This window comes from Mesorhizobium sp. M0077, assembly GCF_040322955.1.
Classification (GTDB): Bacteria; Pseudomonadota; Alphaproteobacteria; order Rhizobiales; family Rhizobiaceae; genus Mesorhizobium.
In genome coordinates, this window is record NZ_JAMYUL010000021.1 from 39,694 (window position 1) to 53,376 (window position 13,683).

The 13,683-nt window shown below is 63.6% G+C and carries 13 protein-coding genes and 1 other RNA gene; 1 reads left to right on the forward strand and 13 read right to left on the reverse strand.

What is annotated here, in order from left to right; all coding sequences use genetic code 11:
• Genes ftsW through mraZ form a run of 9 tightly spaced genes read right to left on the reverse strand, consistent with a single transcriptional unit; the run spans position 1 to position 10,223 of the window.
• On the reverse strand, positions 1–1,152 hold the full coding sequence (gene ftsW, locus NKJ57_RS27980; RefSeq protein WP_023668275.1) for a putative lipid II flippase FtsW: 1,152 nt from the start codon (positions 1,150–1,152) through the stop codon (positions 1–3).
• A complete protein-coding gene (gene murD, locus NKJ57_RS27985; protein WP_352513479.1) occupies positions 1,152–2,552 on the reverse strand; it encodes a UDP-N-acetylmuramoyl-L-alanine--D-glutamate ligase in 1,401 nt (466 codons plus the stop codon). The genes ftsW and murD overlap by 1 nt, the downstream gene beginning before the upstream one ends.
• Before the next feature lie 8 nt (positions 2,553–2,560).
• The gene (gene mraY / locus NKJ57_RS27990) at positions 2,561–3,643 is read right to left on the reverse strand and encodes a phospho-N-acetylmuramoyl-pentapeptide-transferase (RefSeq protein WP_023668273.1); all 1,083 of its coding nucleotides are present in this window, start codon (positions 3,641–3,643) and stop codon (positions 2,561–2,563) included.
• An 18-nt stretch (positions 3,644–3,661) separates the two neighbouring features.
• A complete protein-coding gene (locus NKJ57_RS27995; protein WP_352513478.1) occupies positions 3,662–5,095 on the reverse strand; it encodes a UDP-N-acetylmuramoylalanyl-D-glutamyl-2,6-diaminopimelate--D-alanyl-D-alanine ligase in 1,434 nt (477 codons plus the stop codon).
• Positions 5,092–6,546, reverse strand: a complete 1,455-nt coding sequence (locus tag NKJ57_RS28000; protein WP_352513477.1) for a UDP-N-acetylmuramoyl-L-alanyl-D-glutamate--2,6-diaminopimelate ligase — start codon at positions 6,544–6,546, stop codon at positions 5,092–5,094. The genes NKJ57_RS27995 and NKJ57_RS28000 overlap by 4 nt, the downstream gene beginning before the upstream one ends.
• 54 nt (positions 6,547–6,600) lie before the next feature.
• A complete protein-coding gene (locus tag NKJ57_RS28005) occupies positions 6,601–8,325 on the reverse strand; it encodes a peptidoglycan D,D-transpeptidase FtsI family protein (RefSeq protein ID WP_023741698.1) in 1,725 nt (574 codons plus the stop codon).
• Positions 8,326–8,339: 14 nt separating this feature from the next.
• Positions 8,340–8,732 (reverse strand): cell division protein FtsL, encoded by a 393-nt coding sequence (ftsL, locus tag NKJ57_RS28010; RefSeq protein ID WP_023682142.1) that lies wholly within the window; start codon positions 8,730–8,732, stop codon positions 8,340–8,342.
• A 4-nt stretch (positions 8,733–8,736) separates the two neighbouring features.
• Positions 8,737–9,753 (reverse strand): 16S rRNA (cytosine(1402)-N(4))-methyltransferase RsmH, encoded by a 1,017-nt coding sequence (gene rsmH, locus NKJ57_RS28015; RefSeq protein ID WP_023714771.1) that lies wholly within the window; start codon positions 9,751–9,753, stop codon positions 8,737–8,739.
• Positions 9,750–10,223 (reverse strand): division/cell wall cluster transcriptional repressor MraZ, encoded by a 474-nt coding sequence (gene mraZ / locus NKJ57_RS28020; RefSeq protein ID WP_023682144.1) that lies wholly within the window; start codon positions 10,221–10,223, stop codon positions 9,750–9,752. The genes rsmH and mraZ overlap by 4 nt, the downstream gene beginning before the upstream one ends.
• Positions 10,224–10,625: 402 nt before the next feature.
• Here mraZ and NKJ57_RS28025 point away from each other — a divergent pair, with 402 nt between their 5' ends.
• Positions 10,626–11,741, forward strand: a complete 1,116-nt coding sequence (locus NKJ57_RS28025) for a cystathionine gamma-lyase (RefSeq protein ID WP_352513476.1) — start codon at positions 10,626–10,628, stop codon at positions 11,739–11,741.
• Positions 11,742–11,749: 8 nt separating this feature from the next.
• On the opposite strand, the gene NKJ57_RS28030 is transcribed toward NKJ57_RS28025, so the two are convergent.
• The 4 genes from NKJ57_RS28030 to NKJ57_RS28045 all read right to left on the reverse strand — a co-directional run bounded on the left by NKJ57_RS28030 (position 11,750) and on the right by NKJ57_RS28045 (position 13,657).
• Complete coding sequence (locus NKJ57_RS28030; RefSeq protein WP_023668265.1) at positions 11,750–12,043, reverse strand: type II toxin-antitoxin system RelE/ParE family toxin; 294 nt, start codon at positions 12,041–12,043, stop codon at positions 11,750–11,752.
• On the reverse strand, positions 12,040–12,324 hold the full coding sequence (locus NKJ57_RS28035; protein ID WP_023688026.1) for a type II toxin-antitoxin system ParD family antitoxin: 285 nt from the start codon (positions 12,322–12,324) through the stop codon (positions 12,040–12,042). The genes NKJ57_RS28030 and NKJ57_RS28035 overlap by 4 nt, the downstream gene beginning before the upstream one ends.
• A 180-nt stretch (positions 12,325–12,504) precedes the next feature.
• An RNA gene (gene rnpB / locus NKJ57_RS28040) (RNase P RNA component class A) lies at positions 12,505–12,902 on the reverse strand.
• A 50-nt stretch (positions 12,903–12,952) separates the two neighbouring features.
• Positions 12,953–13,657, reverse strand: a complete 705-nt coding sequence (locus NKJ57_RS28045) for a lytic transglycosylase domain-containing protein (RefSeq protein WP_352513475.1) — start codon at positions 13,655–13,657, stop codon at positions 12,953–12,955.
• Positions 13,658–13,683: the final 26 nt, after the last annotated feature.

Sequence of the window (13,683 nt, forward strand, 5' to 3'; positions counted from 1 at the left end):
TCACTCCGCCGGCAGGGCGCGCTGCGACAGGGCAAAGCCCATCTGCTTGCGCTTTTCCGGTCGCTTGCGCGTCAGCGCCAGCACCATGCCCATCGAGATGGCAATGGCGATCTGCGAGGAGCCGCCATAGGAGATGAAAGGCAGCGTCATGCCCTTGGCCGGCATCAGTTGCAGGTTGACGCACATGTTGATGACCGACTGCAGGCCGAACACGGTGACGAGACCGCCGACGGCGTAGCGGGTGAAATCATCATGTTCCTTCAATGCCGTGCTCAAGCCGCGCAGCACGATGAAGGCGAAGATCGACATGATGAAGAAGCACATGATCAGCCCGAACTCTTCGCCGGCGACCGAAAACACGAAATCGGCATGCGCGTCGGGAATGACCCGCTTGACGGTGCCCTCGCCCGGGCCGACGCCGAACCAGTGGCCGTTGATCAGCGCCTCGCGGCCCATGTCGACCTGGAACGTGTCGCCTTCGCCGGTTAGGAATTTGTCGATGCGCGCGGCGACGTGCGGGAACACCGTATAGGCGGCAAACAGGCCGCCGGCGCCGGTGGCGCCAAGCGCGATGATCCATAGCCAGGGCAGGCCGGCCATGAAGAACATGACGCCCCAGGTGCCGGTCACCAGCATGGTCTGGCCGAGATCGGGCTGCGCCACCAGAAGCGAGATGACCAGGATCAGCAGCAGCATGGCAAACAAATTGCCCGGAATGTCGGGCTGGCGCTTGTGTTCTGCGAACAGCCAGGCGCAGACGATGACGAAGGCGGGTTTCAGGAATTCCGACGGCTGGATCGACATGCCGACAAACGACACCCAGCGCCGTGCGCCCTTCACCTCGACGCCGATGTAGAGCACGGCCACCATCAGCACCAGCATGATGCCCAGGATGATCAGCGCCATGCGCCGGATCTGCCGCGATTCCAGGAAGGACACCGCCAGCATCACGCCGAGGGCCGGCACGGTGAAGATGATCTGCCTGGTGGCAAAGTGGAAACTGTCGAGGCCGATGCGTTCGGCCACCGCCGGGCTTGCCGCAAAGGACAAGACTATGCCAAGCCCCATCAGCGACAGGAACGCCGCCAGGAACCAGCGATCGATCGTCCACCACCAGGTTGCAACCGGGCTTTTGTCGAGACGGCTTTGCATTATCGTGCCCCTCCGATGGGTTTGACACCCTCGATAGCATTCGCAGCTTGCCTGAAGGCTTCGCCGCGAACTTCGAAATTCTTGAACTGGTCGAAACTGGCGCAGGCCGGCGACAGCAGCACCACCGCCTCGCCGCTGTCATCCTTGGCCGCGTCTTTCGCGGCATGGTCGACCGCGGCGGCCAGGGTGCCCGAGATTTCATAGGGCACGGCTTCGCCGAGCGTCGCCGAGAACGCGGGTGCCGCCTCGCCGATCAGATAGGCCTTGGCGATGCGTGGGAAGAAACCGCGCAGCGGCTCGATGCCGCCTTCCTTGGGCAGTCCGCCGGCGATCCAGTAAATGCGCGAAAAACTCGACAGCGCGGGTGCCGCCGCATCGGCATTGGTCGCCTTGGAATCGTTGACAAACAGCACGTGGTCCTTGCGTCCGACCTGCTCCATGCGATGCGCGAGGCCTGGAAAGCTCTCCAGTCCCGCCTGGATCTCGCCCAGGCTCAAGCCGACCCTGAGGCAGGCGGCAACAGCGGCAAGCGCATTCTGCGCATTGTGCTGGCCGCGCAACGAACCGATGCCTTCGAGGAAGGCGACGCGGCTGTAGCGGCCATGGACGGCTTCCATCAGATCGGAACCGTCTGCGAAATAACCGTCGGTCAGCGGCAGCCGCTTGGAGATGCGGATCACCTCGCGGCCCGCCCTCTCCAGCCGGTCAGCGATCTGCGCGCACCAGGAATCGTCAACGCCGACGATCGCCGTCTCGCTGCCGGCAACCAGCCGCTCCTTGATCGAAGCGTAATGCTGCATGGTGCCGTGGCGGTCGAGATGGTCGGGCGTCAGGTTGAGCAGGATGCCGGCCGTCGGGTTGATCGAGGGCGCGAGATCGATCTGGTAGGACGAACACTCGACGACATAGTCCCGGTCAGCCTGCGGTGGATCGAGCGTCATGATGGCCCGGCCGATATTGCCGCCCATCTGCGTGTCGCGCCCTGCCGATTTGAGGATATGCGCGGTCAGCGCCGTGGTCGTCGACTTGCCGTTGGTGCCGGTGATAGCCATGAACGGCGCATCAGGCGCGCGCGCAATCCGCTCGCGGCAGAACAATTCGATATCGCCGATCACCTCGACGCCGGAGCCACGCGCCAACTCCACCGTCCAGTGCGGCTTGGGATGCGTCAGCGGCACGCCGGGCGAGAGCACGAAGGCCGAGAATTTCGACCAGTCGGCGCCGCGCAGATCGGCGGTCGCAATGCCTTGGTCAGCAGCCTTGGCGACGCTATCGGGATTGTCGTCCCAGGCAAGCACGTCGGCGCCGCCCTGGATCAGCGCGCGCGCCGTGGCGATCCCCGAGCCACCGAGCCCGAAGAGCGAAACGCGTTTGCCCGAAAAGGATGCGGCGGGGATCAAGCGGGTTCCTATCTCAGCTTGAGGGTCGACAGGCCGACCAGCGCCAGGATGACGGCGATGATCCAGAAGCGGATCACCACCTGGCTTTCGGTCCAGCCGAGCTTTTCGAAATGATGATGGATCGGCGCCATCAGGAACACGCGCTTGCCGGTCATCTTGAAGTAGCCGACCTGGATGATGACCGACAGGATTTCCACGACAAACAATCCGCCGACGATGACCAGCACGATCTCGTGCTTGGTGGCGACCGCGACCGTGCCGATCAGGCCGCCCATGGCCAGCGAACCGGTGTCGCCCATGAAGATCGCCGCCGGTGGCGCGTTGAACCAGAGGAAGCCGAGGCCGGCGCCGATGACGGCGCCGAGCACGACGGCCAGCTCGCCGGTGCCGGGCACGAAATGGATCTGCAGGTATTCGGCGAACACCGCGTTGCCGGAGAGGTAGGCGATGACGCCGAAGGATGCCGCCGCAATCATGATCGGCACGATCGCCAGCCCGTCGAGGCCATCGGTCAAATTCACCGCATTGCCGGCGCCGACAATGACGAAGCAGGAGAACGGCACGAAGAACCAGCCGAGATTGATGATGAATTCCTTGGCGAAGGGGAAAGTCAGCGACGATGAGAACGGCGCCTGGCCATTATGCATGATCGCCCAGGCGGCAATGCCGGCGATGACGAATTCCAGCGCCAGCCGCGCCTTGCCGGAAAAGCCGAGATGCGACTGCTTGGTTACCTTGAGATAGTCGTCGTAAAAGCCGATCGAGCCGAAGCCCAGCGTCACTAAGAGCACCACCCAAACATAGATGCTGGACAGGTTCGCCCATAGAAGCGACGAGCCGACGATGCCGCACAGGATCATCAGCCCGCCCATGGTCGGCGTGCCGGCCTTCTTGAAATGCGTCTGCGGGCCGTCGGCACGGATCGGCTGGCCCTTGCCTTGCCGCAGCCTCAGCGAATTGATGATGGTCGGCCCGAAGATGAAGACGATCAGCGCCGAGGTGATCAGCGCACCGCCGGTGCGGAAAGTTATGTAGCGGAAGACATTGAAGACCGAGACCTTGTCCGCAAAATCGACGAGCAATGTAAACATGCGATTCCGTCCCCCGGACTAGTTCTGTTTCGTGCCTGCGGCTTCCGCCGGATATTTGCCGAGCAAGGCCTCGACCAGCTTTGAAAAGCCGATGCCTTTCGACGATTTGATCATCACCACGTCGCCTGCCTCCAGCGTCGACAACAGCAGCGGCTTCAATTCCTCGGCGCCGGCGCGGTATTCCGTTTTGATCTCGTCGGGCAGGATGTCTGCCAGCGCCCGCATTTCCGGGCCGCCGAGAAAGACCGTGTGCGTGCCGGTCCCGACGATCAGTTCGGCCAGGGCTGCATGCAGCTTGGCCGAATGGTCGCCGAGTTCGAGCATGTCGCCGAGCACGGCGATGCGCCGGCCCTCGCCCGTGACAGGCGTCGCGTTGAGCAGTGCCATGGCGGCAGCCATCGAGGCCGGATTGGCGTTGTAGCTCTCGTCGATCAGTGTGATCGGTCCCTTGGGATGGCGAAGCACATGGCGCTTCCCACGGCCACGCTCGGCGGAGAGATCGGCCAGCGCTTCCGCCACCTTTGCGATGTCGGCTTCAACGAGATGCGCCGCGCCAAGAACGGCGAGCACATTCTGCACCATGTGGCGGCCGGGCGCGCCGATCCGGGCAACGACATCCTGCCCGCCGATCCTGGCGGTGATGTCGGAATGATCGGCATGCAGCTCGCATTTGGTCAGCTTGTAGGTCGACCGTGCATTCTCACCGAAGCCAAAGACATGTTCGACGCCGGCGGCCCGCGCCATCTTGTCGAGCAGCTTCCATCGCGCATCGTCGCGGTTGAGCAAGGCCGCACCGCCGGGCTCGATGCCTTCAAAAATCTCGGCCTTGGCCTTGGCGATCTCGTCGAGATTTCTAAAGAAGCCAAGATGCGCCGCGGCGATCATCGTGACGATGGCCACATGTGGCCGGACCATCTTGACTAACGGCCGGATCTCGCCGGGATGGTTCATGCCGATCTCGAACACCGCATAGTCGCAATCGCCGGGCATGCGCGCCAGCGTCAGCGGCACGCCCCAATGATTGTTGAAGGACTGCGCCGAAGCATGCACCGTGCCGACGGCCGACAGCACATGACGCAGCGCCTCCTTCGTGGTGGTCTTGCCGGCCGATCCTGTCACCGCGATGATCTTTGCATTGGACCGGGCGCGGGCGGCAACACCGAGTTTCTCCAGTGCTGCCAGCACATCCTGCACGACGATCATCGGCGCCGTCAGCCGCCCAAGCGACGGCAACTTGCCCTCGGCAACGATCAGCACGCCGGCGCCGGCCTTGATCGCCGCGGTCGCGAAGTCATGGCCGTCCATCGCCTCGCCCTTGATGGCGAAGAAGGCGTCGCCCGGCTGCAGGCTGCGGCTGTCGATCGAGATCCCCGAAATTCCCTCCGGCATCGGCCCGAGCGGCCGACCGCCCATGGCGTCGACCAGCGCCTCGGAAGTCCAGAGCACGCTCATGCGGCCCGCTCCCGCAGCGCCGAGCGGACTTCTTCGTGGTCGGAGAACGGAAATGTCTCGGCGCCGATGGTCTGGCCCTCTTCATGGCCCTTGCCGGCAACGATCAGCGTATCGCCCGCTTTGAGCATGGCGACCGCTTCGTGGATCGCCTTGCGGCGGTCGCCGATTTCAATGGCGCCGGGTGCGGCTGCCAGGATCGCGGCACGGATCGTTTCCGGCACTTCCGAGCGCGGATTGTCGTCGGTGACGATGACGACATCGGCCAGCCGCGTGGCGATCTCGCCCATGATCGGCCGCTTGCCCCGGTCGCGGTCGCCGCCGCAGCCGAACACGACGATGACGCGCCCGGTGGTGAATGGGCGCACGGCGGCCAGCACATTTTCCAGCGCATCCGGCTTGTGGGCATAGTCGACATAGACGGGCGCGCCATTGGCGGTGGCGCCGACCAGGTCGAGCCGTCCTGGCGCCCCCTGAAGTTTCTCCAATGCCATTAAAGCTTTGGCGACCGGCGTTCCAGTGGAAATGGCCAGTCCGGCCGAAACCAGGGCGTTGGCGATCTGGAAGTCGCCGGCGAGCGGCAGGTCGATCTCGTAGAGCACGCCGTCAGCTTCGACCTCGGCGCGCTGGCGGTGGCGCTCGTGCTCGACCCGCTTCAGGCGCAGGAAATCGCCATGGCGGCCGACAGTCAGCACATTGAGCCCCGCGGCCTGCGCAGCCTGGATGGTCGGCGCCGACCACGGATCGTCGGCAAAGATGACCGCCGGCGCGCCTTTCGGCAGCAGCGTGTCGAACAGGCGCAATTTGGCGCGATGGTAGTCCTCGACCGTCGGATGATAGTCCATATGGTCGCGGCCGAGATTGGTGAAACCGCCGGCGGCGAGCTTGACGCCATCGAGGCGGCGCTGGTCGAGACCGTGGCTGGAGGCTTCCATCGAGGCATGGGTGACGCCGGCCTCCGCCAATTCCTTGAGCAACTGGTGCAAAGCCACCGGATCGGGCGTGGTCAGCGAACCGTAGTCGTTGCGGCCCGGCGCCACCACGCCGGTGGTGCCAATGGACGCGGCGGCAAAGCCGGCCTGCTCCCAGATCTGCCTGGTGAAGGCGGCGACCGAGGTCTTGCCTGCGGTGCCGGTAACCGCGACCATGGTCTCCGGCTGGCTGCCGAAGAAACGTGCCGCGCTCAGCGCCAGCGCCAGGCGTGCGTCGTCGACACTGAGCACCGGGACGGACAGACCGGAAACGGCGCTGGCCTTGCCCACGACAACCGCCGCTGCGCCGCGCTTTGCCGCATCGGCGGCATAGGCCGAACCATCCGCCTTGCTGCCGGCGAGCGCGAAAAAGACCACGCCGGTCTTGACCGTGCGGGAATCCGACGAAATCCCGGTTACCTCCACATCGCGGGAAGATGTTCCCTCGACAGGCAGGATACCGGCTAAATCTCTCAGGTGCATCGAACCCCGTTTATCTCAACAAAATAGCGCGCAGTTGCCGGCGCGCCCTAAGAATCACTGATAGGAAACCAGCGTTGCGCCATTTTCATGGCTGAAATCTGGCTTCACGCCAAGCATGGCGGCTGCCCGCCTGATGATGTTTCCGGCCATGACACCCGCATTGTTGGCGGCGACGTCGGTCATCCCGGGCTTTTCCGGGTGCGGAGCGTCAGCGATCGTAAACACCAGATATTGCGGATCGTCCATCGGGAAGGCAGCGACGAAGGTGTTGAAATTCAGTTCCTTCGAGTAGCGGCCATTGATGACCTTCTCGGCGGTTCCGGTCTTGCCGCCAACGCGGTAGCCGGGGGCCCTGGCGTTTCTGGCCGAGCCTTTCTCAGCATTGAGCGTGTAGAGGTAGCGCATGCCCTCCACAGTCTTTTCGCTGACCACTCTCTTGGCCACCGACATGGCATCCTGCTCGCTGCGGACCAGGAAAGTCGGCGGGATCAAATAGCCCTGCATCAGCGCCGCGCAGCCGACGGCGGCCTGCAGCGGCGTCGTCGACACGCCATGGCCGAAGGCGATGGTGAAGGAGTTGACCTGTTTCCAGACCTTCGGTTCGGTCGGGCGCGCGACCTCAGGCAGTTCGGTCTGCATCCTGTCCAGAAGGCCAAGGCGATGCAGGAATTCGCGGTGCCCCTCGATGCCGACCATTTCGGCCTCACGCGCCGATCCGATGTTGGAGGAGTAAAGGAACACCTCCGGCAATGACAGCACGCGGTTCTTGCCGTGGAAATCGTGAATGGCCTGATGGCCGACCCGGATCGGATGCGAGGCGTCGAAACGGCTGTTCATGTTCGCCTTGCCGGAATCGAGCGCCATGGCCGAGGTAAAGCTCTTGAAGGTCGAGCCCATCTCGTAGAGGCCGGCCGACATGCGGTTCAGGCGGTCCTTGTCCTGCGCATTGAAGGGATTGTTCGGATCGAAATCCGGCACCGAGGCCATCGCCACCACTTCGCCGGTCTTGATGTTGAGCACGACGGCGCCGGCGCCCATGGCGCGATAGCGCTCGAGGCCGGCGGCAATCTCGTCGCGCACCACATGCTGGACGCGCAGGTCGATCGACAGCTGAACCGGCTTCAGATCCTTGGCGATCGCCAAGCCTGAGGCCTGCAGGTCGCTCAGGCCCTGCTCGTCAATGTACTTCTCCATGCCGGAGATGCCCTGATTGTCGATGTTGGTGAGGCCGACAATGTAGGACGAGGTCACGCCGGCAGGATAGAAGCGGCGCTTTTCGGTGCGAAAGCCGATTCCGGGAATGCCGAGCTGCATGATGTCGGCCTGCTGCTTGGGCGTCAGCTGCCGCTGCAGCCAGACGAAGCCGGCGCCGCTCTTCAGCTTGTGATAGGTCTGCTCGGGGTCGATATCTGGCAGAATGGTCGACAGCTTTTCGATCGCCTCGTCGGCATCGACGATGCGGCGCGGCTCGGCAAACAGCGATGCCGTCTTGATGTCGGTCGCCAGCACCTCGCCGTTGCGGTCGACGATGTCGGGACGCGACGCCGTCACCCGGCTTTGCGGCCCATTCGACATGTCGGGGGACTGGAAACCGAGATAGACCAGCCGCCCGGCGATGGTCGAATAGATGCCGAAGAACACCGCCATCGTCATCACGATGCGGGTCTTGGCCTTGCCGCCGGTCGCCTTGCGAGCGCCTTCGACCACGATGGAGCCGTCCTCGCCGGTCCGTGCGCGGCGCTTCAGCAATTTGCCGACCGACGGAAGTTTGGCGCGCATTGGAAATCCAGCGATCATTGGACGATGGCTCCGGTGACCACGGGATCCTTGTCGGCTGGTCCTTTGCCGGAATTGTCGGCCATGCCGCCAAGCCGTTGCGACGACAGGTCCTCGATGTTGAGCGGTTTTGCCGGCAGGTCGTCGAGCCCGACGATCTGCCGCGCATTGACCGGCTCGAGTGCGAGCTGCGATTTGTAGATTTCAGCCAGCTTCTGCAGGCGCGACGGCTGGGTCAGCAGGCTCCAGTCGGCCTTGAGCAGGTCGATCGTGTCCTCCTCATAGCGGATCTGCGCCTCGATCTTCTGCACCGAAGCCAGCTGTTCCTCGGCCTCGCGCTTGGCCTTGTAGGTCAGGGCCGCGGCCGAGACCATGACGGCGATCAGGACTATGTCGCTGGTTCGAAACACGTATTCACCTCTCTCGCGGCGCCTGGATGCCGGGAAGCTTTGGAAGGCCGAAAATGGTGAGATCACCGGCGCGCGCCGGCGCCTCGGTGCGGATGGCGGTACGCAGCCTGGCCGAGCGCGCCCGCGGATTGGCAGCGACCTCGGCATCGCCTGCCGTCACGCCGCCACCAGCCTTGCGGAAGGTCGCAGTGCGCGCGTGCGCCTCGGGCAAATGACGTGAGCCGGTGGCGACGTCGGCGCGGTCGGCGATGAAGCGCTTGACGATGCGGTCTTCCAGCGAATGGAACGTCACCACCGCAAGCCGCCCGCCGGGCTTCAATACCCGCTCGGATGCCATTAGGGCTTTGGCCAATTCGCCCAGCTCGTCATTGACGAAAATGCGCAGCGCCTGGAAGACGCGGGTGGCCGGATGAATCTTGTCCTTCGGCGCGCGGCCGATATGCGTTTCGATGGCGTCGGCGAGATCGAGCGTGCGCTCGAACGGACGTTTTTCGCGGCGTGACTCGATCATGCGGGCAATGCGGCCGGCATTCCGCTCTTCGCCGAGGAAGCCGAAGATGCGGGCAAGGTCGCCTATCTTGAACGAATTGACGACGTCGGCAGCACTCAAGCCCGCCTGCGCCATGCGCATGTCGAGCGGCCCGTCGGTGCGGAACGAAAAGCCGCGCTCGGGCTGGTCGACCTGCATGGAGGAAATGCCGATGTCGAGGACAACGCCGTCGGCGCTTTCGACCTGCTCGTCCAGCGTCGAAAATGGCGCCTGCACCAGCCTTAGCCTGCCGCCGGATTGCTGTTCCAGGCCGCGCCCGGCGGCAATCGCATCGGGATCGCGATCGATCGCCACCACCGAGGCGCCGCTCGCCAGGATCGCCTTGGTGTAGCCGCCGGCGCCAAACGTGCCGTCGACGATCACATCGCCGGCTTTGGGTGAGAGCGCCTCCAGCACTTCGGCGAGGAGGACCGGAATGTGGCGGACCGGTCCGCCAACGGCGCTGAGATCATCGCCGTGATCCGCCATCATTCCGGCCGCTCCCCAGCCTTGGCCTCGTGAGCCTTCGTCCCCTGCCGAAGCTGCAAAAGCCGAGCGCGCGCCTGCGCCCCATAGGCGGCCAGCCGTCCAGGCTCCCAAACTTGAAAGAAATTGCCACGGCCGACAAAGGCCACTTCGCTCGTGATGCCCGTATGCTCGCGGATGAAATCGCTCATCGTGATGCGGCCATCCTGATCGAGCTTCAGGAACGTCCCGTCGCCATGGCAGAAGAACGACATATCGTCCGCCGTCTGCAAAAAAGGGTCTTCCAGCGCGATGCGCTGCTCGTAGCGGTCGAGCAGATCGAGCCCGCCGACATCCATCGCAGGCACGTCCAGGCCGCGCAGCGCATAGAGTTCGGAATAGCCGCGCTTCTGCACGACCGCGCGGAAATGCGCCGGAACGGAGACCCGCCCCTTCGCATCGATCCTGTTCACCGCGCTTGACAGAAACCGGTCCATGACACGCTGCAGCCGCTTCCGCCGCCGCACCCCTCTCCATGTTTTCGTCCGCGCCGAAGCGCGTCCCCTGCCGAAAATCCGCTTCGATCCCAGCGGCAAAACCCCGCAAACGCACAGCCGCCGCGGCTGCCCGATTGGCGTACGCTTTACCCTGACGCGGAACGAAGGCTTTGGTATCGAAATGGGATATCATGGGGCACTATGGGCGTCAACGGGAACAGGCTTCACAAACGCGCGCGCCACAACCGGTGAGAGCAGCTCTGACAACACTCCCGTCTTTATCTCCCATTAAGCCTAACGAACCGTTTAGAGCGGGCTGGCCCAAGCGGAAGCGGCTTGCCGCGCATCACTGCCGCGAATAGCGTCGTCAGTCTTTTCGCTGAGCAACAAGGTCAGAAATCCATGTCCGAAACAGCCAGGTCTCGCGCGGCCTCCCTTGCCCATCTGCGTCGCGACGGACTTGTCAAAGGCGACCCCATCCCATTGCCGCTGACCATGGCCGCTATTTTCCACAACCCGGGCGACGGCGCCGGCTACAGTCAGTACGGCCGTTACAGCAACGCCACCTGGGATGCGGTCGAGCACATGCTGGCGCATCTGGAAGACGCGCCATGCGTCGGCTTCCCATCCGGAATGGCGGCAATCTCGGCGGTGTTTTTCGGCCTGTTGAAATCCGGCGATCGCGTGCTTTTGCCTTCGGACGGCTACCATGCCACACGCGCGCTGGCCGACCGTTTCCTCAAGCCCTTCGGCGTCGCCTATGATCTGCGGCCGACATCGACCTTTCTCGATGGCGGCTCTGATGGCTACCGCCTTGTCTACGTTGAAACCCCGTCGAATCCGCGATTGGACATTTGCGACATCACAGCCGTCACCGAGGCCGCGCACCAAGCGGGCGCGATCGTCGTCGTCGACAACACCACGATGACGCCGTTCGGCCAGCGTCCGCTCGATCTCGGCGCCGACATTGTCGTTGCTGCCGACACCAAGGCGGCCAACGGGCATTCCGACGTACTGTTCGGCCATGTCGCCAGCCGCAATCCAGATATTATCGCGGCCGTCACCGGCTGGCGCGAGACCGCGGGCGGCATTCCCGGCCCGTTCGAGGCTTGGCTGGTGCATCGCGGCCTGGAGACGCTGGACGTACGCTTCGACCGCATGTGTTCTTCTGCCGAGGTGATAGTGAAGCGCCTGAAAGACCATCGCGCCGTTAGCGGCTTGCGCTACCCCGGGCTGGAGGGCGACCCGTCGCACAACCTCGCCCGGGCGCAGATGGAGCGCTTCGGCTTCCTCATGTCCTTCGAACTCCTCTCCCAGGAAAAGGCCGAGGATTTCATCAACAACTGCACGCTGATGCAGGCGGCAACGTCGTTCGGGGGTGTCCACACCTCCGCCGAGCGGCGGGCCAAGCGAGGAGATTCGGTTCCGCCCGGCTTCGTGCGCCTGTCGGTGGGCTGCGAGCCGGTGGAAGAACTCTGGCAGGCGATCGAGGCATCGCTGGACAAGATCGGCATCTGAGGCGGCGGTTAGGTCACCAAGTCGTCGGCGCCAATATCGCGCCTGCCGTGCAAAACGCGGACGATCTCGATCGCGTCTTCGCCCATGCGATACAGAGTGACATATTCGCCGACGATCAGATGACGAATGCCGGGCGCGATATCATCGCGCGGCGCACCTGAGAACGGGTGCAAGGTGAGCAGTGTCCAGCGCCTCTCCAAAGCGTCCACAAGGCGCATGGCTCCCTTTGGGCTATGTTCCGCAATGTAGTCACCGATGCCTTCGACATCTGATATCGCCTGAGGAAGCAGCCGATATTTCACTCTTCCGAGCCTGCAGCTTCCGACATCCTCTGATATTTGGCTCGCAGCCGGTCCATGAAGGGCTGGCCGTCCACCGCCGGTCCGCTGTCGATCCCCTCCTGAACCAGCCTGCGCAATTCCTCGACCGTGTAGCCGAGAAGATCGCGGCGGTCTTTCCATTGCCGCAGCGCATCACGGATGACTTCGCTGGCCGAGGCATATTCGCCGGCGGCCACGACATCGTCGACCGCCGCCGCCAGTTCCGGCGAAAGCGTGATGCTGCGTTTGTCGACGTGACCCATGATGCGCTCCTGATCAAACCATGACAATCATGGTACGATTAAATCGTACCAGCTTCAAGGATGCGTTTGTCTCGACCCCAGCATGCGTACTTGATTCAATCGCTCAAGCACCTGAATCGCCAGCTGCGCCCGAAGGCGCAGACTGCTGATCCAAAGGATTAATCGCGATATGGGGGAGAAATTGCCAGCTGGCCTGTAAGCCGGGTTTTGTATGGCCCTCGCCCCTTTCGGGGCGAGAACGTGGCGGCCATTCATCTTGGGCGCATGTTGCCATGCGCCTCACGCAACCTACCCGGACGGTGAGCCGGAAACAGCCCTCGAAGGTTTCCCCTCGCACCGTCCCTATTCGGTTTTGCTCCCGGTGGGGTTTACCGTGCCGCTCCTGTTGCCAGTCGCGCGGTGGGCTCTTACCCCACCCTTTCACCCTTGCCCCGATAAATCGTGGCGGTTTGCTTTCTGTGGCACTTTCCCTGGGGTCGCCCCCGCCGGCCATTAACCGGCACCGTGTTTCCATGGAGCCCGGACTTTCCTCACCCGCAGCCTTTCGGCTTTGCGGGTGCGGCCGCCCGGCCAGCTGGCAGAGCGTATAAAGGGGTTCACGTTCCAAAACGCAAATGAAAAAGCAGACTTATGCCGGCGATCCCAATGCCGCCAACTGCACCTTGACCTTGCCGCAATAGGCCGCCGACACCGGGTTCATCCGCGTCGCGGCATGGCCGGCATTGTATTTCAGGATCGTGCCGCAGGTGGTGCCGCCGCCGAGATTGCGCGCCATGGCAAGGTACTTCATGCCGTATTTGATGTTGGTGTCGGGATCGAACAGACCCTTGGCGGAGCCGCTATACCCCATCATCCGCGCCGTTGCCGGCTTGATCTGCATCAGGCCGATTTCACCCGCGCTGCCGACGATGTTCGGCCGGTAGTTGCTCTCGATCTTGATGACCGCCTGGGCCAGCGACACCGGCACGCCTTCGGCCGCAGCATAGCGGGCAATGATTGCCGAATACTGGCCGCCAAGCGCGGCTGCCGCAGTCGACTCCGCAGCGGTGCTTGGGCGGATCGATGCGGTCGTCGTCAGGTCGACGCTCTTCCTGTTGCGCTTAAAATGCCTCTTGGCCGTGGCTTTTCTGGCCTTCACCACGGCTGCTTTGCGCACTTTCGCGGTGGTTGCCCTTTTTGCTTTCGGGTTTGCCTTCGTCATGGTGGCCTTGGCGGGTGCGGCGATGAAGCCCTGGTCTGCCCTCTGGCTCACTGGTGCGGCATCGGCCGTGCTGAAGGTAAAAGTCATTACGCCGGCAGCAATAGCTGCCGTTACAACGGTCAATTTCTGCATGTGGTCCCGTTCTGTTTGGCCGCGCG

Bases quoted from the DNA above. Each gene is read 5' to 3' on its own strand.
- NKJ57_RS27995 (WP_352513478.1), bottom strand. From the start codon at position 5,095: ATGAGCGTGCTCTGGACTTCCGAGGCGCTGGTCGACGCCATGGGCGGT.
- mraY (WP_023668273.1), bottom strand. From the start codon at position 3,643: ATGTTTACATTGCTCGTCGATTTTGCGGACAAGGTCTCGGTCTTCAAT.
- ftsW (WP_023668275.1), bottom strand. From the start codon at position 1,152: ATGCAAAGCCGTCTCGACAAAAGCCCGGTTGCAACCTGGTGGTGGACG.
- NKJ57_RS28025 (WP_352513476.1), top strand. From the start codon at position 10,626: ATGTCCGAAACAGCCAGGTCTCGCGCGGCCTCCCTTGCCCATCTGCGT.
- mraZ (WP_023682144.1), bottom strand. From the start codon at position 10,223: ATGGACCGGTTTCTGTCAAGCGCGGTGAACAGGATCGATGCGAAGGGG.
- rsmH (WP_023714771.1), bottom strand. From the start codon at position 9,753: ATGATGGCGGATCACGGCGATGATCTCAGCGCCGTTGGCGGACCGGTC.
- NKJ57_RS28005 (WP_023741698.1), bottom strand. From the start codon at position 8,325: ATGCGCGCCAAACTTCCGTCGGTCGGCAAATTGCTGAAGCGCCGCGCA.
- NKJ57_RS28035 (WP_023688026.1), bottom strand. From the start codon at position 12,324: ATGGGTCACGTCGACAAACGCAGCATCACGCTTTCGCCGGAACTGGCG.
- NKJ57_RS28045 (WP_352513475.1), bottom strand. From the start codon at position 13,657: ATGCAGAAATTGACCGTTGTAACGGCAGCTATTGCTGCCGGCGTAATG.
- NKJ57_RS28000 (WP_352513477.1), bottom strand. From the start codon at position 6,546: ATGCACCTGAGAGATTTAGCCGGTATCCTGCCTGTCGAGGGAACATCT.